Origin of the sequence: Streptomyces sp. NPDC020597 (assembly GCF_044335095.1) — a bacterium.
Classification (GTDB): Bacteria; Actinomycetota; Actinomycetes; order Streptomycetales; family Streptomycetaceae; genus Streptomyces.
This window is the reverse complement of the sequence record NZ_JBIRUL010000015.1, coordinates 124,107-148,959: the sequence shown is the minus strand read 5'-3', so window position 1 is coordinate 148,959 and position 24,853 is coordinate 124,107. Positions and strand designations below refer to the sequence as shown.

Sequence of the window (24,853 nt, the reverse complement as noted above, 5' to 3'; positions counted from 1 at the left end):
TCGGCCGGGCAGGATGGACGCATGAGCCAGCCACGTCTCGTCCACCTCGACGGCCGCCGGCGGTCCGGCCCGCCCGCGCTGGTCGTCGTCGCCCACGGCAGCCGTGACCCGCGCGCCCTGAGCACCGTCCGCGCGCTCCTGGACGTCGTCCGGGCCGAGCGCCCCGGCCTCGCGGTCCACCTCGGGCACATCGAGCTGAACGAGCCCCTGCTCACGGACACCCTGGCCGGTCTCGACGCGCACGGCACGACGGACGCCGTCCTCGTCCCGCTCCTCCTCGCCCGGGGCCACCACGTCAAGCGCGACATCCCCGAGACGGCGGCTCGCGCCCGGGTACGCACGCGCGTGGCCGCGCCGCTGGGACCGCACCCGCTGCTGGCCGAGACCCTGCACGCGCGCCTGACCGAGGCCGGCTGGCGCGCGCCGGAGACCGAGCGGGAGCGGCGGTCGAGCGCGGTCGTGCTGGCGGCGGCCGGCTCCCGCGACCCCGACGCGGCGACCGACACGCGCCGCACGGCACGGCTGCTCGCCGAACGCCTGGGCGTGCCGGTGGTGCCCGCCTACGCGTCGGCTTCGGCCCCGACGGTGGCGACGGCGGTGCGCGCCCTGGCGGCGCGAGGGCGCGACCGGGTGGCGATGGCCTCCTGCTTCACGGCCCCCGGACGCTTCGCGACGGAGGCCGCACAGGCGGCCCCGTGGATCGCCGCGGCCCCGCTGGGCGTCCACCCCCTGATGGCGGACCTCCTGCTCCACCGCTACGACCGGGCCCTGGCGGCCGACGGCAGGAGCGACGCGGCCTGACGTGCGCGCGCACGCACACGGCCCGCCGCGGACGACACGAACACGCCCCCCACGGAACCCGGCAGGCGAGTAGCGCCCCGATTGTCACTCCCGCCGCTTACTGTCGAATCATGGAAGGCACCGCACACCCCGACACCGCCTATGACCCGACGTCAGTCGCCCGCTGGGCCCCCGAGCCCGACAAACGCCCCGGCCGTACCGCCTTCCAGCGCGACCGCGCGCGCGTCCTGCACTCGTCGGCGCTCAGAAGGCTCGCGGCCAAGACGCAGGTCGTCACCCCCGGAGAGCGCACCCCCGAGTGGGACGCGACGCCGCGCACCCGCCTCACCCACTCCCTCGAGTGCGCCCAGGTCGGCCGGGAGCTCGGAGCGGCCCTCGGCTGCGACCCGGACCTGGTCGAGGCGGCCTGCCTCTCCCACGACCTCGGCCATCCGCCCTTCGGCCACAACGGCGAACAGGCCCTCAACGACTTCGCGCGGGACTGCGGCGGCTTCGAGGGCAACGCCCAGTCGCTGCGCCTGCTGACCAGGATCGAGCCCAAGCGCTTCACGGAGGACGGCTCCGTGGGCCTCAACCTCACCCGGGCCACCCTCGACGCCGCCACCAAGTACCCCTGGCCGCGGGGCGGCCACCCCACCGACGCCGGCTCGCCCAAGTTCGGCGTCTACGACGACGACCGTCCCGTCTTCGACTGGGTCCGCCAGGAGGCCCCCGGCACGCGCACATGCTTCGAGGCCCAGGTCATGGACTGGGCCGACGACGTGGCGTACTCCGTCCACGACGTGGAGGACGGCCTGCACGCGGGCCACATCGACCCCAACTGCCTGCACGCCGAACCGGAACGCCAGGAGATCTTCCGGGTCGCCGTCGGCCGCTACGTGCCCGCCGGCACCGACCCGGCCGAGCTCGCCGCCGCCCTCGACCGCCTCCAGGACCAGGAGTGGTGGCCGCACGGCTACGACGGCACGGCGGTGGCCCAGGCCCGCCTCAAGGACGCCACCAGCCAGCTCATCGGCCGCTTCTGTCTCGCCGCCGAGGGCGCCACGCGCGCGCGGCACCACGCCGGCCGCCTCACGCGCTACGGCGCCGAACTCGTCGTCCCGCACGAGACCCGCCTGGAGTGCGCGGTCCTCAAGGCCGTCGCCGACCGGTACGTCATGCAGCGCGCCGAGCAGGAACGCCTGCGCGCCGACCAGCGCGTCGTCATCGGCGAACTCGCCGAGGCCCTCACCGCCCGCGCCCCCGACGGCCTCGACCCCCAGTTCCGCGCGCTGTTCGACCGGGCCCCCGACGACCGCGCCCGCAAACGCGTCGTCGTCGACCAGATCGCGTCCCTCACCGACGCCTCCGCCCGCTCGCTCCACCGCCGGCTGACGACGCACACCAGACGCTGACCGGGAGCGCCCCGTCCGCCCCGTGCGCCCAAACGGGCCGGAACGCGCCACGGCGTGCCGTGATCGGGCACGTCCCCCTTCCCCCATCACGCTGCGTGCGGGACGCTCGCATATGGCGGCACGTTCAACGAGGAGGCATCACGTGGTCGACGCGGATCAGACATTCGTCATCGTCGGAGGAGGCCTGGCCGGCGCGAAGGCGGCCGAGACGCTGCGAGCGGAGGGCTTCACCGGCCGCGTGATACTGATCTGCGACGAACGCGACCACCCCTACGAGCGGCCGCCGCTCTCCAAGGGCTATCTGCTCGGCAAGGAGCCGCGCGAGAGCGTCTTCGTGCACGAGCCCGCCTGGTACGCGCAGAACGACATCGAGCTGCACCTCGGCCAGACCGTCGACGCGATCGACCGCACCGCGAAGACGGTCCGCTTCGGCGACGACGGCACGCTCGCCCACTACGACAAGCTGCTGCTGGCGACCGGCGCCGAACCCCGCCGTCTGGACATCCCCGGCACCGACCTGGCCGGCGTGCACCATCTGCGCCGCCTCGCGCACGCCGAGCGCCTCAAGGGCGTCCTCGCGGCCCTCGGCCGCGACAACGGCCACATCGTGATCGCCGGCGGCGGCTGGATCGGGCTGGAGATCGCGGCGGCGGCCCGCGAGTACGGCGCCGAGGTCACCGTCGTGGAACCCGAGCCGACGCCGCTGCACGGGGTCCTCGGCCCCGAGCTCGGGAGCGTCTTCGCTGACCTGCACCGCGAGCACGGCGTGCGTTTCCACTTCGGCGCCCGGCTCACCGAGATCGTCGGACAGGACGGCATGGTCCTCGCCGCCCGCACCGACGACGGCCAGGAGCACCCGGCGCACGACGTCCTCGCGGCGATCGGCGCGGCCCCGCGGACGGCCCTCGCCGAGGCGGCCGGCCTGGAGATGGCCGACCGCGCCCACGGCGGCGGCGTCGCCGTGGACGCGACGCTGCGCACCTCGGACCCCGACATCTACGCCGCCGGCGACGTCGCGTCCTTCCCGCACGGCCTGTTCGACACCCGGCTGCGCGTCGAGCACTGGGCGAACGCCCTGAACGGCGGCCCGGCGGCCGCCCGCGCGATGCTCGGCAAGGACGTCTCCTACGACCGCGTGCCGTACTTCTTCTCCGACCAGTACGACCTGGGCATGGAGTACAGCGGCTGGGCGCCGCCGGGCGCCTACGACGAGGTCGTGATCCGCGGCGACGCGGCGAAACGCGAGTTCATCGCGTTCTGGGTGAAGTCGGGCCGGGTGCTGGCCGGGATGAACGTCAACGTGTGGGACGTCACGGAGCCCATCCAGAAACTGATCGCCTCCCGGTCCCCGGTGGACACGCAGGCACTGGCCGACCCCCACGTCCCCCTGGACGGTCTCCTCCCGTGAGTGTCGGTGCGCCCCCGTAGAATCACCACGTGGCAGGACGGATCAACGACGAGGACGTGAAGGCTGTTCGGGACGCGGTCCCGATCGACGCCGTGGTGTCCGAGTACCTCCAGCTGCGCAACGCGGGCGGCGGCAACCTCAAAGGCCTCTGCCCGTTCCACGACGAGAAGTCGCCGTCCTTCCAGGTCAGCCCGAGCAAGGGGCTCTTCCACTGCTTCGGCTGCCAGGAGGGCGGCGACACCATCACGTTCGTGATGAAGGTCGACCACCTCACCTTCTCCGAGGCCGTCGAGCGGCTCGCCGCCCAGGCCGGCATCACCCTGCGTTACGAGGAGGGCGGCTACAACCCCGCCCACCAGCGGGGCGAACGCATCCGCCTGGTCGAGGCCCACAAGATCGCCGCCGAGTGGTACGCGGAACAGCTCGCCCTCAGCCCGGAGGCCGACACCGGCCGGCTCTTCCTCGCCGAACGCGGATTCGACCAGGCCGCCGCCGTCCACTTCGGCGTCGGCTACAGCCCCCAGGGCTGGGACCACCTCACCCGCTTCCTGCGCGGCAAGGGCTTCACCGACAAGGAGCTGCTCCTGTCCGGGCTCGCCCAGGAGGGCCGCCGCGGGCCCATCGACCGCTTCCGGGGCCGTCTGATGTGGCCCATCCGCGACATCGGCGGCGAGGTCGTCGGCTTCGGCGCGCGCAAGCTCTACGAGGCGGACAACGGGCCCAAGTACCTCAACACGCCCGACACCGCGATCTACCGGAAGTCCCAGGTCCTCTACGGCATCGACCTCGCGAAGAAGGACATCGCCAAGTCCAGCCGCGCCGTCGTCGTCGAGGGCTACACCGACGTCATGGCCTGCCACCTGGCCGGCGTCACCACCGCCATCGCGACGTGCGGCACGGCCTTCGGCGGCGACCACATCAAGATCCTGCGCCGGCTGCTGATGGACAATGGCAGCGCCCGTGTGATCTTCACCTTCGACGGCGACGCGGCCGGACAGAAGGCGGCCCTGCGCGCCTTCGAGGACGACCAGAAGTTCGCCGCCGAGACGTACATCGCCATCGCCCCCGACGGCATGGACCCCTGCGACCTGCGCCTCGCCAAGGGCGACGAGGCGGTCGCCGACCTGGTCCGGCCCCGCACCCCGCTCTTCGAGTTCGCCCTCCGCCAGATCGTCGTCCGCTACGACCTCGACACCCCGGCGGGCCGCGCCGCCGCCCTCGACGAGGCCGCGCCCATCGTCGCCCGCATCAAGAACAGCGGCGCACAGCACGAGGTCGCCGTCCAGCTCGCCGGCATGCTCGGCATCCTGGACACCCAGTTCGTCGTCAAGCGGGTCGCCCAGCTGGCCCGTTGGGCCCGCGACCGGGGCGGCAAGGGTCCCGCGCCGGCCGGCCGAGGCCCCCAGCAGTTCGAGGCCTCCCCCCGCCAGGCCTCGGGCCCGGCCCTCACCCTGCGCAACCCCGTCTACGCCACGGAACGCGAGCTGCTCAAGCTCGCCCTGCAGCGCCCGGAGCTGGTCTCCCCGGCCTTCGACGCGTACGGGGCCGACGAGTTCACCGCCGCGCCCTACGCCGCCGTCCGCCAGGCCGTCCTCGACGCGGGCGGCGCGGAGCTCGGCGTCCAGGACGGCTCGGAGTACTTGGTCCGCGTCCGTGACACGGCCCCCGACGACGCCGTCCGCGCGATGGTCACCGAGCTCGCCGTCGAGCCGATCATGCGCCGCACGGTCGACGAGGTGTACGCGGGCAACGTCCTGGTGCAGGTGCGCCGCCGCGCCGTCGAGCGCCGCGTCCAGGAGATCCAGATCACCGTCAAACGGCTGGAGGCGGGCGGCGACCCGGCGCAGCTGGCCGCCGCAAAGAACGAGCTGTGGGTCCTCCAGCAGTACGACCAGGCGCTGAAGGTGCACGGCCCCGACGCCCTCTGAACTGCACGTCACGGTCCGGACTCAAAAAGTCACCGCACGCCCCTCGTGGCGAGGATGTGCCGTACGCCACACTGGGTCCGGTGCCTGAGTCCTCGGAGCGGCCCCCCGGAACCGCCGCCGCTCACCTCAGCAGCGATCATCCTGGAGGTCGCCCCCGTGCAGACCCAGACCCGGACCCTCACCCCGACCGACAGCACCGCCGAAAGCGCCCCCGACGGCATGGATCCGGACGCCGAGTCCGACGTCCTGGTCGCGGTCCCGCCGCAGAACCGTGCCGCGCACCACCCGGAGACGAGAACCGACGCCGCGGCGGAACCCGACCCCGACACCGGCCCCGAGGCGGCGGACCCGCCGCCCGAGGCGCTCGCGGAGGGCGCCGAGCCCGACGCCGCGGAGGCCCCTCGCCGCGCCCGCGTCACCGAGAGCGCCGGCCCGTCCTCCGACCTGTTCCGCCAGTACCTGCGGGAGATCGGCCGCATCCCGCTGCTCACCGCGGCCGAGGAGGTGGACCTGGCCCGCCGCGTGGAGGCCGGCCTGTTCGCCGAGGAGAAACTGGCCGGGTCGGCCGACCTGGCCGGCGAACTCGCCCTCGACCTCGACCGGCTCGTCGTCATGGGCCGGATGGCCAAGCGCCGCCTCATCGAGTCCAACCTGCGGCTCGTGGTGTCCGTCGCCAAGCGGTACGTCGGCCGCGGTCTCACCATGCTCGACCTCGTCCAGGAGGGCAACCTCGGCCTGATCAGGGCGGTCGAGAAGTTCGACTACGCCCGCGGCTACAAGTTCTCCACGTACGCCACCTGGTGGATCCGGCAGGCGATGTCCCGCGCGCTCGCCGACCAGGCCCGCACCATCCGCGTCCCGGTCCATGTCGTCGAGCTCATCAACCGGGTCGTCCGCGTCCAGCGCCGGATGCTCCAGGAACGCGGCTACGAGCCCACCGCGGAGGAGGTGGCCGCCCAGCTCGACCTGCTGCCGGAGCGCGTGGGAGAGGTCCTGCGGCTCGCCCAGGAGCCCGTCTCCCTGCACGCCCCGGTGGGCGAGGAGGACGACGTCGCCCTCGGCGACCTCATCGAGGACGGCGACGCGGCCAGCCCCGTGGAGTCGGCGGCCTTCCTGCTGCTGCGCGAGCACCTGGAGGCCGTGCTCTCCACGCTCGGCGAACGCGAGCGCAAGGTCGTCCAGTTACGGTACGGACTGGCCGACGGCCGCCCGCGCACCCTGGAGGAGATCGGCCGCATCTTCGGCGTGACCCGCGAGCGGATACGGCAGATCGAGTCGAAGACCCTCAACAAGCTGCGCGACCACGCCTTCGCGGACCAGCTCAGGGGCTACCTGGACTGAGCCCGCGGACCGGGCGCCCGGAAGAACGGGGCCCGCGGACCGGGCGGGGCCGCTCGCCGTCACCCGACGCGGGCGGCCCCCACGGCACGGCGGCCGGCCGGCCATCCGCACCCGGCCGTCCGCCCCCCTGCCAGCCGTCCCCGGTCAGTCGACCTCCGCCACGGCCTGCGCGAACTGCGCCTTGTACAGCCGGGCGTAGGCCCCGTCCGCCGCCAGCAGGTCGCCGTGCGCGCCCTGCTCCACGATCGAGCCGTTCTCCATCACCAGGATCGTGTCCGCGTCCCGGATGGTCGACAGCCGGTGCGCGATGACGAACGACGTGCGGCCGTGGGCCAGCTTCGCCATCGCCTTCTGGATCAGCACCTCCGTACGGGTGTCGACGGAGCTGGTGGCCTCGTCGAGCACCAGGATCGTCGGGTCGGACAGGAACGCCCGCGCGATGGTGATGAGCTGCTTCTCGCCCGCGCTGACCCCGCTGCCCTCGTCGTCGATCACGGTGTCGTAGCCGTCGGGCAGCGTGCGGACGAACCGGTCGGCGTGCGCGGCCCGCGCCGCCTCCTCGATCTCGCCCCGGGTGACCTCCCGCGACGCGCCGTACGCGATGTTCTCCGCGATGGTGCCGCCGAACAGCCAGGTGTCCTGCAGCACCATGCCGATCCCAGCCCGCAGTTCGTCACGCGACATCCGCGCTATGTCGACGCCGTCGAGGGTGATGCGTCCGCCGGAGACGTCGTAGAACCGCATCAGCAGGTTCACCAGCGTCGTCTTGCCGGCGCCCGTGGGGCCGACGATGGCGACCGTGTGGCCGGGCTCCACCGCCAGCGACAGGTCCTCGATCAGCGGCTTCTGCGGGTCGTAGCGGAAGGACACGCCCTCCAGCGCCACCCGTCCGCGCAGCTCCGCGGGCCGCTCGGCGGCCACCGGGTCCGCCTCCTGCTCCTCGGCGTCCAGGATCTCGAAGACCCGCTCGGCCGAGGCGACGCCCGACTGCACCAGGTTCGCCATCGACGCGACCTGCGTCAGCGGCATCGAGAACTGGCGGGAGTACTGGATGAAGGCCTGCACGTCGCCGATGGACAGCGAACCCGACGCGACGCGCAGCCCGCCGACCACGGCCACCAGGACGTAGTTGAGGTTCGACACGAACATCATCAGCGGCTGCATGACACCGCTGTTGAACTGCGCCTTGAACCCGGCCTCGTACAGCGCCTCGTTCTGCTCGGCGAACTGCTCGGCGGACTGCTGCTGACGGCCGAACACCTTCACCAGGGTGTGACCGGTGTACATCTCCTCGATGTGCGCGTTGAGCTTGCCGGTGGAGCGCCACTGCTGCACGAAGTGCGGCTGCGAGCGCTTGCCCACACGGGTGGCCACGACCGCCGACAGCGGCACGGTGACCAGGGCCACCAGTGCCAGCAGCCACGACACCCAGAACATCATCGCCAGCACGCCGATGATCGTCAGCAGCGAGTTGATGAGCTGCCCCATCGACTGCTGGAGCGTCTGCCCGATGTTGTCGATGTCGTTGGTCGCGCGGGACAGCACCTCGCCGCGCTGGCGCTTGTCGAAGTACGACAGCGGCAGCCGCGACAGCTTCGTCTGCACGTCCTCGCGCATCCGGAACATCGTGCGGTTGACGGTCCTGTTGACCAGGCGCGTCGCCACGGCCATCATCAGCCCGGCGACCAGGAACACCCCGACCGCGGCCAGCAGCACCTCGCCCACCGCGCCGAAGTCGATGCCCTTGCCGGGCGTGAAGTCGGTGCTCCTGAGCATGTCGGCGACACCGTCGTCCCCGCGCTCCCGCATCGAGTCGAGGACCTGCTCCTTGGTCGCACCGGCCGGCATCTCCCGGCCGACGATGCCCGCGAAGACGAGGTCGGTGGCCCGGCCGAGGATCTTCGGCCCGACCACGTTGAGCCCGACGCTCAGCACGACGCAGACCAGCATCGCGTAGAGCGTGAGCCGTTCCGGCTTGAACTGGGCGAGCAGCCGCCTGCCGGACACCTTGAAGTCCAGCGAGCGGTTCTCGGGACCTCCGCCGGCCATCATGCGCCCCATGGGCCCGGCCATCAGGCAGCCTCCGCTTCCGTGAGCTGGGAGAGCACGATCTCCCGGTAGGTCTCGTTGTCCGCCATCAGCTCGCGGTGGGTGCCCGTGCCGACGACCCGGCCCTCGTCGAGGACGATGATCCGGTCGGCGTCGCGGATGGTCGCCACCCGCTGGGCGACGATCACCACGGTCGCCTCGGCGGTCTCCCGCCCGAGCGCCGCCCGCAGCGCCGCGTCGGTGGCGTAGTCGAGGGCCGAGAAGGAGTCGTCGAACAGGTAGATCTCCGGCCGCTGCACGAGCGTGCGGGCGATCGCCAGCCGCTGGCGCTGACCGCCGGAGACGTTCGTCCCGCCCTGCGCGATGGGGGAGTCGAGGCCGTTCTCCAGCTTGCTGACGAAGTCCTTGGCCTGCGCCACCTCCAGCGCGTGCCACAGTTCCTCGTCGGTGGCGTCCGGGTTGCCGTACCGCAGATTGCTGGCGACGGTGCCCGCGAACAGATACGGCTTCTGCGGCACGAGACCGACGGTCCTCGCCAGCAGCACCGGGTCGACCTCGTCCACGGCCACCCCGTCGACGAGCACGTCCCCCTCGGTGGCGTCGAACAGCCGGGGCACCAGCCCGAGCAGCGTGGACTTGCCGCTGCCGGTCGAGCCGATCACGGCCGTCGTCTCACCGGGGCGGGCCACCAGGTCGATGGACTTCAGGACGGGCTCCTCGGCGCCGGGATAGCGGAACCCGGCCCCCCGGACCTCCAGGTGCCCGTGCCGTCGCAGCTCGGTGACGGGAGCCACCGGCGGGACCACGGACGACGAGGTGTCCAGCACCTCCTGGATGCGCTCGGCGCACACCTCCGCACGCGGCACCTGCATGAACATGAAGGTGGCCATCATCACGGACATGACGATCTGCATGAGGTAGGCGAGGAACGCGGTCAGGTCGCCGATCTGCATCCCGCCGCTGTCGATCCGGTGCGCGCCGAACCACACCACCGCGATCGACGACAGGTTCACCGTGGTCATGACCACCGGGAACATCAGCGCCAGCATGTTGCCGGTCTTCAGCGAGACGCCGGTGAGATCGGCGTTGGCCTCCCGGAACCGCTGCTGCTCGTACTCGTCCCGCACGAACGCGCGGATGACCCGGTTGCCGGTGATCTGCTCGCGCAGCACCCGGTTCACGGTGTCCAGCTTCACCTGCATGGACCGGAACAGCGGCCGCAGCCGGCGCACGATCAGCGTCACGCAGATGCCGAGGGTCGGCACGACGGCGACGAGCACCGCGGACAGCGGCACGTCCAGGCCGAGCGCCAGCACGATGCCGCCCACGCACATGATGGGCGCCGACACCATCAGCGTGAACGTCATCAGGGCCAGCATCTGGATCTGCTGGACGTCGTTGGTCGTCCGGGTGATCAGCGAGGGCGCGCCGAACTGGCCGACCTCCCGGGCGGAGAAGGACTGCACCCGGTCGAAGACGGCCGCCCGCACGTCCCGGCCGAGGGCGGCGGCGGTCCTGGCGCCGTAGTACACGGCGCCGATGTTGCACACGACCTGCGCCAGCGAGACGGCGATCATCACGCCGCCGGACGTCAGGATGTAACCGGTGTCACCCTCGACGACGCCGTTGTCGATGATGTGCGCGTTCAGGGTGGGCAGGTAGAGGGTGGCGCAGGTCTGCAGGAGCTGCAGCAGCACCAGAAGAGCGATGGGTTTCCTGTAGGGCCTGAGATAGGTCCGCAGAAGTCGTATGAGCACGCTACGTCTCTCGGAGTCGGCGGGAGGGGCATCGGGTAGCCGGGAGGGCATTGGTTGCCCCTGGCCCCTATCGTCCGACACCCCACCCGTGTTACCTCAACCGATTAAGCCGACAGCAGTGCTTTTCCGGCCCCCGAACGTCCGATATGCCCCATCTGCACCCTCAAGCCCGGAATGCTCCGGGATGGGTCTGCTCCCGCACCGACACGAACTGCTGGCGCACCGCCTGCCCCACGGCCAGGTCCTCGCCCGGGTCCAGGACCTGCGCCGCCGCTCCCTGCCAGGCGGGCGGCGTCCGGGGGTCGAGTGTGCCCTGCGAGGCCCCGAGCGCCCATGCGGCCTGCCGGGCCGCCCCGATCGCCGCGTAGTCGGCCGGCTGCGGCACCACGACCTGCGCCCCGAACAGCGCGGGCGCCGCCGACTGCACCGCCGGCAGCTCCGCCGCCGCCCCCAGCAGGAAGACCCGCCGCACGTCCACGCCCCGGCCGCGCAGCACGTCCAGCGCGTCCGCGAGCCCGCACAGCATGCCCTCGAAGGCGGCCCGCGCGAAGTGCTCCGGCTTCATCGACTCGCGTCGCAGCCCGGCCAGCGTTCCGGCGGTGTGCGGCAGGTTCGGCGTCCGCTCGCCCTCCAGGTACGGCAGCATCACCAGCCCGTGCGATCCCGGCGTCGACTTCATCGCCAGGTCCGACAGCGCGTCCAGGTCGGGCGCGCCGACCAGCTCGGCCGCGCCGCGCAGGGTCCGTACGGCGTTCAGCGTGGTGACGACGGGCAGGTGCATGCCGGTCGCGTCCGCCAGCGAGGTGATCATCCCGCTCTGGTCGACGAGCGCCTCGGGGTGCACCGCCATCACCGAGCCCGAGGCTCCGAGCGAGACCACCGCGTCGCCCATCCCCAGCCCGAGCCCCAGCGCCGCCGCCATCGTCTCCCCGGTCCCGGCGGAGATCAGCAGCCCCTCCGGAGTGGTGCCGGCCGCGTCGGACGGCCCGATCACCTCCGGCAGCATCGCCTGGTGGCCGAGCGCCAGCTCCACGAGATCGGGCCGGTATCCGCCGGTGGCGGCCGACCAGTACCCGGTGCCGGAGGCGCCGCCGCGGTCGGTGGTCCTGCGCACCGGCCGCCCCAGCAGCTGCCACACCAGCCAGTCGTGCGCCTGCAGCAGCACGGCGCTCCGCGCGGCGGCGTCGGGCTCGCTCTTCGCCAGCCAGCGCAGCTTGGTCACCGGCTGGGCCGCCTGGGGCACGCACCCCACCGCCTGCGCCCACGCCTCGCGTCCGCCGAGGGCGTCGACCAGGTCGGCCGCCGCGACCTGCGCCCGTTTGTCCCCGCCGACCATCGCCGGCCGCACGGTGTTGCCCTGCGAGTCCAGCGGTACGACCGCGTTCTGCTGTGCGGACACGCCGATGGCCTGCACGCCTTCGAGCAGGCCCCCGCCCGCGGCCTCGCCCAGGGACAGCAGCCAGGCCTGCGGATCGACGTCGGACGGACGGCCGCCGCCCTCGGCGCCTTCCACCGGATGTGGCGCGTATCCCTGCCGGAGCACGGCTCCGGTGTCCGCGTCGCAGACGACGATACGAGTGAAATCGGGCGAACTGTCCAACCCGGCGACTATCCCCATGCCGAAAATTCTGCCGCACGCCGGGCCCGGATGCGGCCGTCAGTCGCCTCGGAGGCGGGCGGAACCGCCGAACGGCACCGCCGCCCGCCGTCGCCGCGGCGTCCTCAGGTGTTGCTCGTGCCCCAGTCGTCGCCGCCCGCGCCGTTGACGCTGCGGTCGCGCAGCGAGCGCACCCGGCCCGCCACCGACTCCGGCATCCGTTCGCCGACCTTGTCGCTGACCGCGTGATACGCCTTGCCCGCGTACTGACGGCCCTGCTGGGCCGCGGTCTCGGCGGTGTTGCGCACGGCGGGGTTCTGGGCGACCTGCCGCGCCGACTTCTTCAGCTGCTCGTAACGCTCGCGCCCGGCACGCGTGCCCAGCACGTAACCGACAGCCAGCCCGACGACGAACGTGAGCTTGTAGCGCATGACGGCCACCTTCCCTCGTGTAGGTCCCTGGCACGACAGCGGCGCCGGGGGGAACCGATTGGCGGAGCACCCCCCTGCTTGCGCTAATGTATGTGTCGCAGCGAGCGAGCGCTTCCTGGCGAATACCCAGCTAGGCACGTTCGATGCGACGAGGCATTCCCCTGTAGCTCAATTGGCAGAGCAGCCGGCTGTTAACCGGCAGGTTACTGGTTCGAGTCCAGTCGGGGGAGCTCGGTCCCCTGTAGCTCAATTGGCAGAGCAGCCGGCTGTTAACCGGCAGGTTACTGGTTCGAGTCCAGTCGGGGGAGCATCGTGAACGAGGACCCCGTGGGGGTCCTTTTTCATGTGGTGTCACACCGGCGGGAACCGTGCAGGCCAGGGGTGCTGTCCCCAGGTCGGTGGCAAGGCCGACCAGCCGGAGCGTGAGATCGTATGAGCGGCTATGCTGCGGCAGACGGCGCGCACTCATGTACGCGACACGCCGCTATGGGGCGGTAGCTCAGCCGGTTAGAGCAGCGGACTCATAATCCGTCGGCCGTGGGTTCGAGTCCCACCCGCCCCACTTGTGCAGGTCTCTGACCTGCGGAAACGTTCATTTTTGGGTGCTGGAGCGTCAACTTTGCCTCAACGGACTGAATCCGCTGCTCGTGGGTTCGGCAGCGTTGTCGCCAGCGAGAGTCCGAACTGCTCTGACCTGCACAGATGCCTCGGAGCGTAACCGGAGAAGTCGCCGCAGGTGGCTTCCGTGAGTGGCTGGGGCGCTTGAGTCGGGACGCTGCTAGGACGCAGGGAAACGGAAGGTGTCGCTCCGTCCGCCGCGCCGGCGTCACCTGAGGGCGGGTAGGGGGTCGGCACCGCGCGGCGCAGTGTGGCTCCCGCTCTTCGCTGCTGGAGCTCATGGAAACTGCCCGAACTGAAAACTGTCCGGTCTGGGCGATGCGTCGCTCGGCTGCGGTCCCGCAGTCGCTCGGCGTCGTGTTGCGAATGCCGGTGCCGGGTCGAGGCGAACACCGTGTCCGGTGGCGGCCCGGCCGTGGCTACGGGGCCTGAGTCGTGCGTGGTCAGCGCAGGATCTGGACCGTGTAGAGCGTGTCGATTCCGGTGGCGAGGGTGCCCAGCAGGAGCCGAAGTGCGCTCTCGGGCAGGAGCGGTGGGAGGTGGGCGCCGAGGTAGCGGCCGGCAAGGCCTCCGAGGCCGCAGGGAAGGCCCAGTGGCTATCCGGGGCGACGTCGCCTGTGGCAGTGAGGGAGAGCAGGCTTCGCACATGCGGAGCTGTCCCAAGTGCGCGGGGGCCGCTTCCACTCGGGCTCGGCACCTTGGAGGTGCCCGGCCGGCCCCGGGCGTGGGTACAGCCCGTACGGCGCCGTTGTTGAGGTGACGGAGGGTAAATGTCGGCTCCGCTACTTGGGGAGCGATCCATCTGCCCTTGCATCGCCGCGCGTTGGAAGGCAAATCCGCTGCGCATGGCTCCGAGGCCCTCTCCCCAGATGGCGGGAAGGTCCTTGAACCGGGTATGCGTGTCCCTCCGGGACGCGTTCGCGACGCTGGCCAGCGGGGCCTGAGCCGACGAGCCGGCACCATTGTTTTGGGCAAGTCGTTTGAGCACCACTCGGGCAACGGAAACGGGCGCCACTTCCGACTGCCAAAGACGGCAGCGACAGGGGGAAGTACCCAGCTCAGCCCGTATGTCGACGCCAGGCTCCGGGTGGCATGGGTGGCGCCCGATCTCGTTGCCCAAGTGGTGCCGAGACAGGTTGTCGAAGACAGCACCATCTCCTTGACCTCATTTTCATGATCGTGGGGACGTGTTGGGGACGCAGGATTTCCGGAGGTCTGCGACCACTATCCGTGGGCGCGGGACTACGAACGGCTCATCCAGCACTCGGAATCGCTCGTCACCTGGGCCGCGATCACCTTGATGACCAGGCGAATCACCCGTCGAAGCACCCGGAGAAGCGGGCAGTCGGCCTCCCTCGAAGCCCAGCGGGACTGATCGTTCTCAAGGGCGGGGCCATCACCTTGGCCTTGCCCGGCCGGACTCGCGGCCCTGAGCCCACACTTCCACCGCCGCCGAAGCCTGTCGGCGACTTCGGGCTTACAGCCACCGCTTGGCTGACTCGACGCTGTCGCCGCCGCTCGTGTTGAACGCGATCGCAGCCTTCGGCGCATGACGCCGGACCAGATTCACGACCTGCTCAAAGAGCGGCAGAAGCGGTTCCGGCTTGCGGATCCCACCCCCGATGACGACGACGTCCCAGTCGTGCTCGGACAGTGCTGCGACGATCGCCGGCTCTGCCGACTCATCCAGCTCGATCAGCGTCATGGACGCATCGATGGCGTGTTTGCCGAATCGCGCCAGTTCCTGGTCAAGGGCCGCTCGAAGGGCGTCTCCGTCCATACCGGGCACTGCACGTGGGTCGATTCCAAGAATGAGCACTCGAGGCATGCCCAAGAGGACGATCAGCCATCCATCCAGGTTCCCACGGCAAGGGGCCGGTGCCCGATCTCAGGGACGACACCCTGGGGAATCGCGTCATCTTCCCCCGACGCGCCAGTTGCCGAGAGCCTCGATGAGCTGTATGGCGCGCGGCTTGACCTGCGGATCGACATCATCAGGGCTGGGATGCCACGACGTGGCGCGCGCGAGTCCCGACGGGCTTCCGGGGCTTTCCGCTGCGGTGGCATGAGGGCGGTCACTGGAACAGCCTGCGGCGCCGAATGCCATTCCACCCGCCGCCAGCGGTATCGTCCGGCGACCGACCGGTGATGCCGGCTGTCCGAAGTCACGCATCAATCAGTCCCCTCCTTGCCCGGAAGGTGCGCCGGGCCGCCACGGCGCGGGAACGAGAGCCCTGTACGCCTGACGGAGCGGCCCCGGCTCTGGCGAGAGACGCCGCACCCAGGGGCTGGGCTGGGTAATGACAAGCCCGAATATCCTTTTGATCGATTTTCAGCCATAGGCCACTATTTAGCAGGTTTGCAGCCGATTATGGGAGCAGGGCGTGGTCGCGGCGTCCGCTTCAGGGGCTGCGGTCCGGTGCCGCGACGAGGGCGTCGGTCTCGGTGGTGGTGAGGTGGTTGACCTTGGCCCGGTCGAAGCGTTCGCGCCCCGCTGGATCGCGCCGCGCGTTCGGGTGTCCGTAGGCCTCGTAGTGCGGGAACGAGCGCATCGCGGTGTGACAGACGTGGCGGGTCGCCGCGGAGTGCCGCGGACTGCTTCGAGGTGCTTGAGGAACGCGCCGTTCGTCGGTGCGTCCAGGTCGGCGATGCTCAAGCGGGTCGGCCGCCGTCCGGTTCGCCGCTCTGCGAAGCCAAGCAGGAAGGTGAAGGTGCCGCGGTAGTCCGCGAAGGTGCGCCGGCTCTCCTGGAGCTGGGGCACCGGTTTTTCGGTGCAGAAGCCCTGCGGCAGGGGGCGCGAGGTCGCTCATGAACGGCCTCCGAAGCTGTGCGCAAGAGGGCGTTGAGCCCAGTCGGCGACCGACTCAGGCGTGACGCGTGCGGACAGGTAGGACGGGTCTGCCCATCAGGAGCGGGCGGTCGCGGTCACGGCCTGTCGGGCCGCCCGCTCCACCAGTGAGATGCCGTCGCTCATCGACGCGCTGCCGTCCGACAGCACGGTGACGAGGTATTGGTGTCCGTCCACCGTCACCTGGCCGACGCTGTTGACGTCCCAGAGTCCGGTGGTGTTGCGCTGCAGCCAGCCGTTCTTCAATGCGTACTCCGCGCCGGAGGCCGTCGAGACCCCCCACGCCTGATCGCTCGCGATACGGCTCATCAAGGATTGGACGTAGGTCCGGGACTCTTTGTTCAGCGGGGAGTCAGTCTTCGACGTCGCAGCGCCGTCGTACACGGAGAGCAGGAGCCTGATCTGGTCACTCGCCGTCGTCCGCGTCAGCCCCCACTTCGGGCCGTGACCACCCTTGGTCGAGGTCAGTCCCAGACGTTTGTTGGCCGCATCCAGGCCCGGTGCCTGGCCGATCTCGCGCCACAGGAGGTTCGCCGCCGCGTTGTCGCTGTTGCGGATCATCGGTTCGGCCAGGGCGCGTTCATGGGCGGTGAGATGTCGGCCCGTGTCCTGAGCCTGCAGCAGCAGTGTCGCGAGGATGTCGACCTTGATGATGCTGGCGGTGTCGTACAGGGCGTCCGGGCCGTACAGCGACGGCTTCCGGCTCCCAGCGTCGAGGCGGAGCACGGCCGCTGTCACGCGTGCCTTGCTCTGAGCCTGCATCGCGGCGTTGACGCCGGCCGTGGCCTGGGTGTGCGCCGACAGCGCGGGCGCGGCGGCAGCGGGTGCCGCGTGCAGGGCGCCAAGGGAGACGAGGGTCGTCACCGAGGCCAGGAGCACACCGGTGCAGGCGCCGATGCGGCTTCCGCGGCGCCTGGCTGAGGTCTTCGAATACGGTATGGAGCGCGGGCGGGACATAGTCGGGCAGGCCTCGCAGTGGGTCGACAAAGGGAAAGTGCATGGTAAAGGTAGAGATAACGCGCGCGAGGTGAAGTGGCCCCTGTCACTACGAACCCATTCCGGCCCGAATTGTGAGAAGGCCCATGCGGTCGTGGCCTCGGCATACCGGCTCCGTCGCGGGTTCCGTGAAACCCGAGATGGCGATCTTCGTTTCCTCTGATCATGCCGGGTGTCCTCTATGTGCTGGAAGGGGAATCGGCCGCGGGCCGGTTTGTGATCCTCCTGATGTGCCGCGGAGTCGGCCGTGGCCCGCGCCGTGTTGTCGGCCCCCGTCCTGTGCTCCCCGTCGATCTCGTGCGCGAGGACTCCACCGGCCTTGCTACCAGCGGAGCGCGCCGCTCGCGCCACCCTCTCCACCGCAGCCGAGGTCGCAGTTCGCGGTGGCGGAGGATCGGGTATCGGGTCGTCATGCCGTCGCCTTCAGTGCTGCAGGCCCGTGGCCACGTCCCTGCCGATGCGCTCGACCGCCGCGAGGTCGAGACCGTGGTGGACGTAGCGCCGGTTGCGTTCCACCCGCACGAGCCCCAGGGCGCGAAGGCAACGGGAAACCTGGGGGCGGGTCATCGACTGCTGGCCCGCGAGGTCGGCCGTGGTCATCGCCTGGCGATGAGCCGGCGCAGCCGGACGCGGCGCGGATCGGTGAGCGCGAGCATGCGGCTGCGGGCCAAGGTGACGCCCGTCCCCGGGGCTTCACCGGGAAGTGGACGACCGGTGGGAGTTCCGGTTCGTCCTTCACGAGCAGGTGCGGCGGCGCCGTATCGGGTGAAGATGAGCAGGATCGGCGTACGGGCCGGGCTGATCACCGCGTGGAGCACTTGTCGAAGGCGACCCGCGATGGACCGGTCGGCCGTGCGCTGGACGGGCTGATGAGAGCAGGGCCGCCTCCGGTCCCTCGTCCGCGAGCCGCTGCCGCGCGAGGTGTGCGGCACGGGTGAGCGCGGGCTCGGTCGTCGCCCACAGGCCGGCGAAGAAGACGCGGCGGCAGAGGTCGAGGATGTCGGTGCGCAGTTTGCTTCGGGTCGCGCAGCAGGTCTTCGGCGAGGGCCGGTTGCGGTTCCGGCAGACCGGAGGCCGCCCGGCGCGGCGCGGCGGCCGTGCCGGGTTGTGGAGCAGGCGGCTGAAGCCGAAGCTGCGGTAGCCGCTGGCGCAGGTGTAGGCGGTGGGTTCGGCGAACACCGGTCCGTCGCCAGTTCCGGCAGGGGTGCGTTCAGCCCCGGGGAGATGCCCCGCCAGCGCAGCGCCGTACACGGCGGGGCGAAGCGACGCAGGCCGGCCCGGGGTGAGGCCGGGACGTCGCGGCTGGTCGTCTATGCCCAGAGCGCGTGTTCGGTGTGATGGGTGTGTTCGGTCAGGACGTGGAAGCTCGCCGTCAGTTCCGCGAGCGACACGGTGACAGTCAAGCGGTCGGCGGCGGCCCCCTCCAGGACGATCACGACCGGCATGACGGGACGTGTAGGTTCGCAGCCTGCTCACGTCAGCACCTCGGCTGGCTTTCCCGTCTCGGACGCGATCCGGGCGACGTCATCCAACTGCTCATCGGCGCTCAGGTCCTACAGGTCCTGATCAGCTCTGTCGTTCTGGTGTACTCCTGGTGCCGGCCCATCGCTGCGCCTTGCTCGGCGAGGCCGTTGGCGGCCCTCGCTACGGCCTGGCGGCGACCGCCCTGGTCGCGTCGGAGTCGTCGCCATGTCCGCCATCCTGCTGGTCCGGACGGTGCTCGGCTGGTCCGGACGGTGCTCGGCTGGTTCGGTCTCGCCTGACGCTCCGCCTCGGACTTTGCTCCGCCGTTACCCCTTCATGACCAACTGACTACAGGCCTGTAGTCATGATGGACCGGGCGTGGATAAGGCATGCCTTCGCTAACTTGTACCGGCTCGGCCGGAGCTGGGAGAGCCGTATGTGGGACGACGCGTTTCCGAGTTTCCTGATCGAACTGAGGGAGGGGCTCGAAGCGGGACTCATCGTCTCCATCCTGGTCGCCACCCTGGTCCGGGCCGGGGCCAAGTCCCGTCTGCCGCAGGTATGGACGGGCGTCCTGGCAGCCGTCGCCCTGTCCATGAGCTTCGGCGCGGTTCTCACCTTCACCGCAGCCTCCCTGTCGGCCGCCGCCCAGGAAGCCTTCAGCGGCACTCTCAGCGTGATCGCGGTCGTGTTCGTCACCGCGATGGTCTTCTGGATGCGCCGCTCCGCACGCGGCCTCTCCGGCGAGCTCAAGGAGAAAGTCACCGGTGCGCTCGGCACGGGCGCGGGCGTGCTGATCGTCACCTCCTTCCTCGCGGTGGGGCGTGAGGGCCTGGAGACGGCACTGTTCCTGTGGACCACCGCCCAGGCCGCCGGCGAGTCCGCCGGCCCCCTCACCGGTGCCGGGATCGGCCTGGTCCTTTCGGCCGGCCTGTGCTGGGGCCTGTATCGCCGCGTCCTGAAGATCAACCTGACGAAGTTCTTCACCGCCACCGGCGTCGTCCTCATCGTGATCGCCGCCGGCGTCCTCGGCTACGGCCTCCGCGACCTGCAGGAAGGCGGTGTGCTGCCCGGCAAGTCGGCCTACGCCCTCGACCTGAGCGGCAACGTCGACACCGGATCCTGGTACAGCACCCTTGTCCAGGGCGTGTTCAACCTGACCCCGATGATGACCTGGCTCCAGGTCCTCGCCTACGTCGGCTACCTCGCCGTCGTCATGACCCTGTTCGTCCGCGGTGTACGCGCCCCCGCCCGGGCCACGACGACGGAGCCGACGAAGGCCTACGCGGCGAAGGAGCCGGTGTCGCGGGCCGGGAAGGCCGAGAAGGCACCCCGTCGCCGTCCCACCTGGATCGTCCCCGTCGCCGTCGTCGCCGTCCCCGTGGTGATCGCCTCGCTCGCTGTCGCCCTCGGCCGCCCCAAGCCCACCGCCGCGCAGACCATCGCCGTCTCCGACAAGGAGTGCGGCAACGGCTTCACCGCGCCCAAACCGGGTCGGCAGACCTTCCAGATGCACAACACCGGCGGCAAGACGTCCGAGGTATACCTGATCGACCCGTCGACGAGTGCCGTCTACGGCGAGATCGAGGGACTGGCCCCGGGCACCACCCGCGCCCTTGTCGCTACCGTCGCCGGCGGCACCTACGCCTGGCGTTGCGTGCCCACCGGAGGGACCGCCGTCACCTCCAAGGCCGTCCGCGTCACCGGCGGCGGCAGCGCCAAGGCCGTCGTACCGGTCTCCGAGGAGGACCTCGCCGCCCCGCTCCAGGAGTACAAGGCGTACGTCAACCACGGCCTGGCCACCCTTGTCGTGCAGACCCGCACCCTCGACGACGACATCAAGGGCAACCACCTCGACAAGGCCCGCATCGACTGGCTCACCGCGCACCTCACGTACTCCTCCCTCGGAGCCGCCTACGGCACCTTCGAGGACTTCGACAAGATGGTCAACGGCCGGGCCGACGGCCTTCCGGGCGGCGAGCGGGACAAGGACTTCGCCGGGTTTCACCGCCTCGAGTACGGCCTGTGGCACGGCGAGTCGGCCGCGAGCCTCGAGGCCCCGGCCGACCAGCTCGTCGCCTCGGCCGCCGGGTTGCAGAAGGCGTTCCCCAGCCAGGACTTCGCCTCGTCGGACCTGCCGCTGCGCGCCCACGAGATCCTGGAGAATACCCTCCAGTTCGAGCTCACCGGCGACACCGACGAGGGCAGCGGCACCAACCTCGCCACCGCCGGCGCCAACCTGGCCGGCACTCGCGAGCTGCTCACCGTACTCAGGCCGCTGCTGACCACTCGCGCGCCCGAGCTGCTGCCGAGCGTCGACGCGGACATCGCCCGTCTGCAGACGCTCCTCGACGCCGCGCAGCACGGCACCGCCTGGACCCCCGTGGACCGCCTGGACGCCACTTCCCGGGCCCGGATCAACGGAGCCACCGGACAGCTTCTTGAGGACGTGGCGCCCGTCCCGGACCTCCTGGAGATCAGGAAGGCCGCCTGATGACCGCCGAGCACTCCGCACCAGCGCCCGCATCCATGGAAGGGAATCAACCGATGCCGTCCGCCGAAACGCCCGCCCCGCCGGGCGGCTGCCCCGCCGGTCACGGCCGCCGCTCCTTCGTGAAGTCGGCGCTCGGCGCCGGGGCCGCCGGCGCCGTCCTGGCGGGCGGAGGGTTCGCCCTCAGCCAGACAGACGCACCCCGGGCGCAGGCCGCGGGCACCACGAACGCGGCCAAGGTGCCCTTCCACGGTGCGCACCAGGCCGGCATCCTCACCCCCACTCCGACGGCGGCCACGTTCGTCTCCTTCGACGTCATCGCGCCGTCCCGCGCGGAACTGGCCGGCCTGTTCAGGACGATCACGGAGCGGGCCCGTTTCCTCACCGAGGGCGGCATTCCCGCCGACCTGGGCGTTGGCGCCCCGCCCTCCGACAACGGCATCCTCGGCCCGACCGTCCCCGCCGACGCGCTCACCGTCACCGTCGGTGTCGGCGCCTCCCTCTTCGACGGACGCTACGGCCTCGCCAGGGCCAAGCCGGTCCGCCTCACACCGATGCGGACCTTCCCCAACGACAGCCTCGACCCCGCCGAGTGTCACGGCGACCTCTCCCTGCAGATCTGCGCCGACCGCCAGGACACCGTGCTGCACGCGCTGCGCGACATCGCCAGGCACACCCGCGGCGCCATGCAGATCAAGTGGCGCATCGACGGGTTCCAGAACACCCCGCGTCCCACCGGCGCCCAGCGCAACCTGCTCGGCTTCAAGGACGGCATCGCCAACCCGGACGTGTCCTCGGCCCGCGAGACCAACCGCCTGATCTGGGTCGGCGACGGCCAGGGCGAGCCCGTCTGGGCGAGGGGCGGCAGCTACCAGGTGATCCGGATCATCCGGATGCTGGTGGAGTTCTGGGACCGGGTGTCGCTGAGCGAGCAGGAGCTGATGTTCGGCCGCCGCAAGGACACCGGAGCCCCGCTGGACGGCGCTCAGGAGACCGACATCCCCCAGTACGCCCAGGATCCCAAGGGCAACGCGATCCCGCTGGACGCCCATATTCGGCTGGCCAACCCGCGTACCGCCGCCACCGACAGCTCCCGCATCCTGCGCCGCGGTTACAACTACGACCGCGGCGTCGACAACGTCGGCAACCTCGACATGGGGCTGGTCTTCTGCTGCTACCAGCAGGACGTCGAACGGCAGTTCGAAGCAACCCAGACCCGCCTGATCGACGAACCCCTCGTCGACTACATCCTCCCCACCGGCGGCGGCTACTTCTACGCCCTGCCCGGCGCCCGTAACTCCTCCGACTGGCTCGGGCGCACCTTGCTGGAAGCCTGAGCGGCGCCCTTCACCGACCACCGACGACGGTGGCCCGAAATCTGCCCCTGATGTCGTCGAGGCCGTGCAGCAGGCCCACCCCGATGTTGCGCGCACAGTCGAAGCACTGCAGAACGGCGGCGATGGCAGGAGCGGGACGGCCGTGTCGGTCGCGGTCCCCTCACCCCTGTGGAGAACGGAGCCGGCACGAGACGGGGCGCCGTCACGGACAGGACGGCCACGACTCCCATGAAGGGGGCGGCGCAGGCGAGAGCCATGGCCCTGAGCCGCTACGCCGCGCCACGTCACGCACAGTGAGATCGCGGCTGACGCCGACGGACGCGGCGTGCGCGAGACCGTCGGCGACCTGGAGGACTATGTAGTCGAGCTGCCCTCGGCTGGCCGCGCCCCGGCGTCAAGTACCCGGCCGGGGAAGATGGAGTATTGAGATGCGGGAATCTAGGGTCGGCACGTGGCTTTCATCCTGGTGTGCGAAGACGACGCGGCGGTTCGCGGCATCCTCAAGCGTGCGCTGGAGCACGACGGTCACACCGTTTCCGTCGCTGCCACGGCAGACAGCCTGCTACGGCAGCTCGCACCGGCGCCCCAGCTGGTCGTCCTGGATCTCGGGCTGCCCGACGCCGACGGCCGCGACGTCTGCCTGGCCCTGAGGGCTCGCGGCGTCGACGTGCCGGTGTTGATGCTCACCGCCCTGGACGGTCTGCATCACAAGGTGGGCGGCTTCGAGGCGGGCGCCGACGACTACATGACCAAACCCTTCGACATCCCGGAACTGCTGGTCCGCGTCCGGGCCCTGCTGCGCCGGGCCACCGTGGCGCCCGCATCGCACGAGGTCGTCCTCGATCCGGCGAAGCACGTGGTGACCTACGATGCGGTGAGCATGAGCCTGACCCCGACCGAGTTCCGTCTGCTGGGCCGCTTGATCGCCTCGCAGGGCGACGCGGTGCGCCGCCACGCCCTCGTCGCCGCCGGCTGGCCGCACGGGGCGCACGTCAGCGACAACACCCTCGACTCCTATGTGCGCCGGCTGCGGACCAAGCTCGGTCCGCTGGGCGTGGCCGAGCGTCTGGCGACCGTCCGAGGCGTGGGCTACCGATGGCAGTGACGGGATTCCGCAGAAGCGTCGTCGCGCTCACCGTCCTGATCGCCACCGCCGTGGTCGCCATCCTGGTCGTCGTCTCGCACGTGCTGCTGAGCAGGGTGACGGACGCCGACGCACACGATCTGGCCCGTACGCGAGCCGAGGCGGTCGCGGCGAACGTCACTGCCAAAGGCGGCCGTGTCGTGCTCACGGAGAACGACAGCGAGGCGCTGGACGAGGTCGCCTGGGTGTATGCCGACGGCCGCCTGATCGACGGGAACGTGCCGGCGAGCGTGGTCAGGCGTGTCGAGGAGCTGGTGGACTCGGGGCGTTCGCAGACCGCGACCGTCGGCGACTCCCTCCTGTACGCGCGGCAGGTTCCCGTCGACGGCCACCACGTCATGGTGGTCGTGAGGGTGGACCTCACGCCCTATGAGACGTCCGAGCAGCGCAGTCTGACCTTGTCGCTGATCCTGGGCGGCCTCACGATCGTCCTCGCCGGCGGTGTCGCGCATCTCGTGGTGCACCGCGCGCTGCGGGTCGTGCACGAAATGGCCGCCCTCGCCGACGACTGGGGCCATCACGAACCCGGGCGCCGCTTCAACCTCGGCGTCCCCCGGGATGAGTTCGGGGAACTGGGACAGACGCTGGACCGCCTCCTGGAGCGCGTCGACAACGCACTGGCGGACGAGCGCCGGCTCACCGACGAGATCGCCCACGAGCTGCGGACACCGCTCACGGTCCTGCGGGGCGAGGCGCAGCTGGCGCAGCTGTCCGGCGAGCCGGTGCCGCCGGAGGCGGTCCTGAGCGAGGTCGACCGCCTCGACGCGGCGATCACGACGATCCTGCGCGCCGCGCGCGCCCGCACGGACGAGGGCACCCGGTGCGATCTGCGCTCCGCCGCGCGGCAGGCGATCGGCGGCCGCGCGGTCGAGGTCGCCTTTCCCGCGAAGATCGAGGTGGCCGTGGCGCCCGACGTCGCCGTGTCGCTGCTGTCACCCCTGCTGGAGAACGGCCTGCGGCATGCGAAGACGCGTGTGTGGATCACCGCGCGCAACCAGGGTGCGGCCGTCGTGGTCGATGTCCTGGACGACGGCCCGGGCATCGATCCTGCGGACGTCGAGCGGGTCTTCGAAGCGGGTGTGACCCGCGGTGACGGATATGGGCTGGGGCTCCCGGTGGTCCGGCGCATCGCCGCCTCGGCCGGTGCGGAGGTCCGCGCGATCGCGGACGGCCGCGGTCATGTCGAGGTGACGCTCCCGGCCGTGCGCGCGATCACGTAGTCAGGTTGCTTGCAGGTTCCCCGCGTGAA

At 70.9% G+C, this 24,853-nt stretch carries 19 protein-coding genes, 3 tRNA genes and 1 pseudogene; 13 read left to right on the top strand and 10 right to left on the bottom strand.

Going from position 1 to position 24,853, the window contains the following annotated elements:
• The first annotated feature begins 21 nt into the window (after window positions 1-21).
• From ACH4ZA_RS25220 to ACH4ZA_RS25200, 5 genes are all read left to right on the top strand, one after another.
• The gene (locus tag ACH4ZA_RS25220) at window positions 22-801 is read left to right on the top strand and encodes a sirohydrochlorin chelatase (RefSeq protein WP_398431728.1); all 780 of its coding nucleotides are present in this window, start codon (window positions 22-24) and stop codon (window positions 799-801) included.
• A gap of 110 nt (window positions 802-911) precedes the next feature.
• Window positions 912-2,195, top strand: coding sequence for a deoxyguanosinetriphosphate triphosphohydrolase (locus ACH4ZA_RS25215; RefSeq protein WP_319277291.1), 1,284 nt, complete (start codon window positions 912-914; stop codon window positions 2,193-2,195).
• Window positions 2,196-2,337: 142 nt separating this feature from the next.
• A complete protein-coding gene (locus ACH4ZA_RS25210; RefSeq protein ID WP_319277290.1) occupies window positions 2,338-3,603 on the top strand; it encodes an FAD-dependent oxidoreductase in 1,266 nt (421 codons plus the stop codon).
• 29 nt (window positions 3,604-3,632) lie between these two features.
• The gene (dnaG, locus tag ACH4ZA_RS25205) at window positions 3,633-5,531 is read left to right on the top strand and encodes a DNA primase (RefSeq protein WP_319277288.1); all 1,899 of its coding nucleotides are present in this window, start codon (window positions 3,633-3,635) and stop codon (window positions 5,529-5,531) included.
• 54 nt (window positions 5,532-5,585) lie between these two features.
• Entirely contained in the window at window positions 5,586-6,872 is a 1,287-nt protein-coding gene (locus tag ACH4ZA_RS25200; RefSeq protein WP_398431727.1) for an RNA polymerase sigma factor, read from the top strand.
• A 144-nt stretch (window positions 6,873-7,016) separates the two neighbouring features.
• Here ACH4ZA_RS25200 and ACH4ZA_RS25195 read toward each other — a convergent pair whose 3' ends face one another.
• The 4 genes from ACH4ZA_RS25195 to ACH4ZA_RS25180 all read right to left on the bottom strand — a co-directional run bounded on the left by ACH4ZA_RS25195 (window position 7,017) and on the right by ACH4ZA_RS25180 (window position 12,706).
• Window positions 7,017-8,945: an ABC transporter ATP-binding protein gene (locus ACH4ZA_RS25195; RefSeq protein ID WP_319277285.1), complete on the bottom strand. Its 1,929-nt coding sequence runs from the start codon at window positions 8,943-8,945 to the stop codon at window positions 7,017-7,019.
• Entirely contained in the window at window positions 8,945-10,678 is a 1,734-nt protein-coding gene (locus ACH4ZA_RS25190) for an ABC transporter ATP-binding protein (RefSeq protein ID WP_319277283.1), read from the bottom strand. The genes ACH4ZA_RS25195 and ACH4ZA_RS25190 overlap by 1 nt, the downstream gene beginning before the upstream one ends.
• A gap of 163 nt (window positions 10,679-10,841) precedes the next feature.
• On the bottom strand, window positions 10,842-12,296 hold the full coding sequence (locus tag ACH4ZA_RS25185) for an FGGY-family carbohydrate kinase (RefSeq protein ID WP_107444080.1): 1,455 nt from the start codon (window positions 12,294-12,296) through the stop codon (window positions 10,842-10,844).
• Window positions 12,297-12,400: 104 nt separating this feature from the next.
• Window positions 12,401-12,706 (bottom strand): YtxH domain-containing protein, encoded by a 306-nt coding sequence (locus tag ACH4ZA_RS25180; RefSeq protein ID WP_319277282.1) that lies wholly within the window; start codon window positions 12,704-12,706, stop codon window positions 12,401-12,403.
• Between the two features lie 157 nt (window positions 12,707-12,863).
• On the opposite strand from ACH4ZA_RS25180, the gene ACH4ZA_RS25175 reads away from it, so the two are divergent.
• From ACH4ZA_RS25175 to ACH4ZA_RS25165, 3 genes are all read left to right on the top strand, one after another.
• Window positions 12,864-12,936 (top strand) — tRNA-Asn (locus ACH4ZA_RS25175).
• Window positions 12,937-12,941: 5 nt separating this feature from the next.
• Window positions 12,942-13,014 (top strand) — tRNA-Asn (locus tag ACH4ZA_RS25170).
• A 180-nt stretch (window positions 13,015-13,194) separates the two neighbouring features.
• Window positions 13,195-13,268: transfer RNA gene (locus ACH4ZA_RS25165), tRNA-Ile, on the top strand.
• Between the two features lie 499 nt (window positions 13,269-13,767).
• Here ACH4ZA_RS25165 and ACH4ZA_RS25160 read toward each other — a convergent pair.
• The 5 genes and pseudogenes from ACH4ZA_RS25160 to ACH4ZA_RS25140 all read right to left on the bottom strand — a co-directional run.
• Window positions 13,768-13,964: pseudogene (locus ACH4ZA_RS25160) on the bottom strand (sulfite exporter TauE/SafE family protein); the annotation flags it as partial.
• A gap of 837 nt (window positions 13,965-14,801) precedes the next feature.
• On the bottom strand, window positions 14,802-15,152 hold the full coding sequence (locus tag ACH4ZA_RS25155; RefSeq protein ID WP_398431726.1) for a hypothetical protein: 351 nt from the start codon (window positions 15,150-15,152) through the stop codon (window positions 14,802-14,804).
• A 574-nt stretch (window positions 15,153-15,726) separates the two neighbouring features.
• On the bottom strand, window positions 15,727-15,876 hold the full coding sequence (locus ACH4ZA_RS25150; protein WP_398431725.1) for a hypothetical protein: 150 nt from the start codon (window positions 15,874-15,876) through the stop codon (window positions 15,727-15,729).
• Between the two features lie 353 nt (window positions 15,877-16,229).
• A complete protein-coding gene (locus tag ACH4ZA_RS25145) occupies window positions 16,230-17,129 on the bottom strand; it encodes a serine hydrolase (RefSeq protein ID WP_398431724.1) in 900 nt (299 codons plus the stop codon).
• A 462-nt stretch (window positions 17,130-17,591) separates the two neighbouring features.
• On the bottom strand, window positions 17,592-17,768 hold the full coding sequence (locus ACH4ZA_RS25140) for a hypothetical protein (RefSeq protein WP_398431723.1): 177 nt from the start codon (window positions 17,766-17,768) through the stop codon (window positions 17,592-17,594).
• Window positions 17,769-18,171: 403 nt separating this feature from the next.
• On the opposite strand from ACH4ZA_RS25140, the gene ACH4ZA_RS25135 reads away from it, so the two are divergent.
• Window positions 18,172-18,309, top strand: a complete 138-nt coding sequence (locus tag ACH4ZA_RS25135) for a hypothetical protein (protein WP_334478306.1) — start codon at window positions 18,172-18,174, stop codon at window positions 18,307-18,309.
• A 169-nt stretch (window positions 18,310-18,478) separates the two neighbouring features.
• On the opposite strand, the gene ACH4ZA_RS25130 is transcribed toward ACH4ZA_RS25135, so the two are convergent.
• The gene (locus tag ACH4ZA_RS25130; RefSeq protein ID WP_398431722.1) at window positions 18,479-18,613 is read right to left on the bottom strand and encodes a DUF5937 family protein; all 135 of its coding nucleotides are present in this window, start codon (window positions 18,611-18,613) and stop codon (window positions 18,479-18,481) included.
• 455 nt (window positions 18,614-19,068) lie between these two features.
• Between ACH4ZA_RS25130 and efeU the strand changes: the two genes are divergently transcribed.
• The 4 genes from efeU to ACH4ZA_RS25110 all read left to right on the top strand — a co-directional run bounded on the left by efeU (window position 19,069) and on the right by ACH4ZA_RS25110 (window position 24,824).
• Entirely contained in the window at window positions 19,069-21,126 is a 2,058-nt protein-coding gene (gene efeU, locus ACH4ZA_RS25125) for an iron uptake transporter permease EfeU (RefSeq protein ID WP_398431721.1), read from the top strand.
• Window positions 21,127-21,179: 53 nt separating this feature from the next.
• The gene (efeB, locus tag ACH4ZA_RS25120; protein ID WP_398431720.1) at window positions 21,180-22,460 is read left to right on the top strand and encodes an iron uptake transporter deferrochelatase/peroxidase subunit; all 1,281 of its coding nucleotides are present in this window, start codon (window positions 21,180-21,182) and stop codon (window positions 22,458-22,460) included.
• A gap of 451 nt (window positions 22,461-22,911) precedes the next feature.
• On the top strand, window positions 22,912-23,565 hold the full coding sequence (locus ACH4ZA_RS25115; protein ID WP_398431719.1) for a response regulator transcription factor: 654 nt from the start codon (window positions 22,912-22,914) through the stop codon (window positions 23,563-23,565).
• Complete coding sequence (locus tag ACH4ZA_RS25110) at window positions 23,556-24,824, top strand: sensor histidine kinase (protein WP_398431718.1); 1,269 nt, start codon at window positions 23,556-23,558, stop codon at window positions 24,822-24,824. The genes ACH4ZA_RS25115 and ACH4ZA_RS25110 overlap by 10 nt, the downstream gene beginning before the upstream one ends.
• Window positions 24,825-24,853 lie beyond the last annotated feature (29 nt).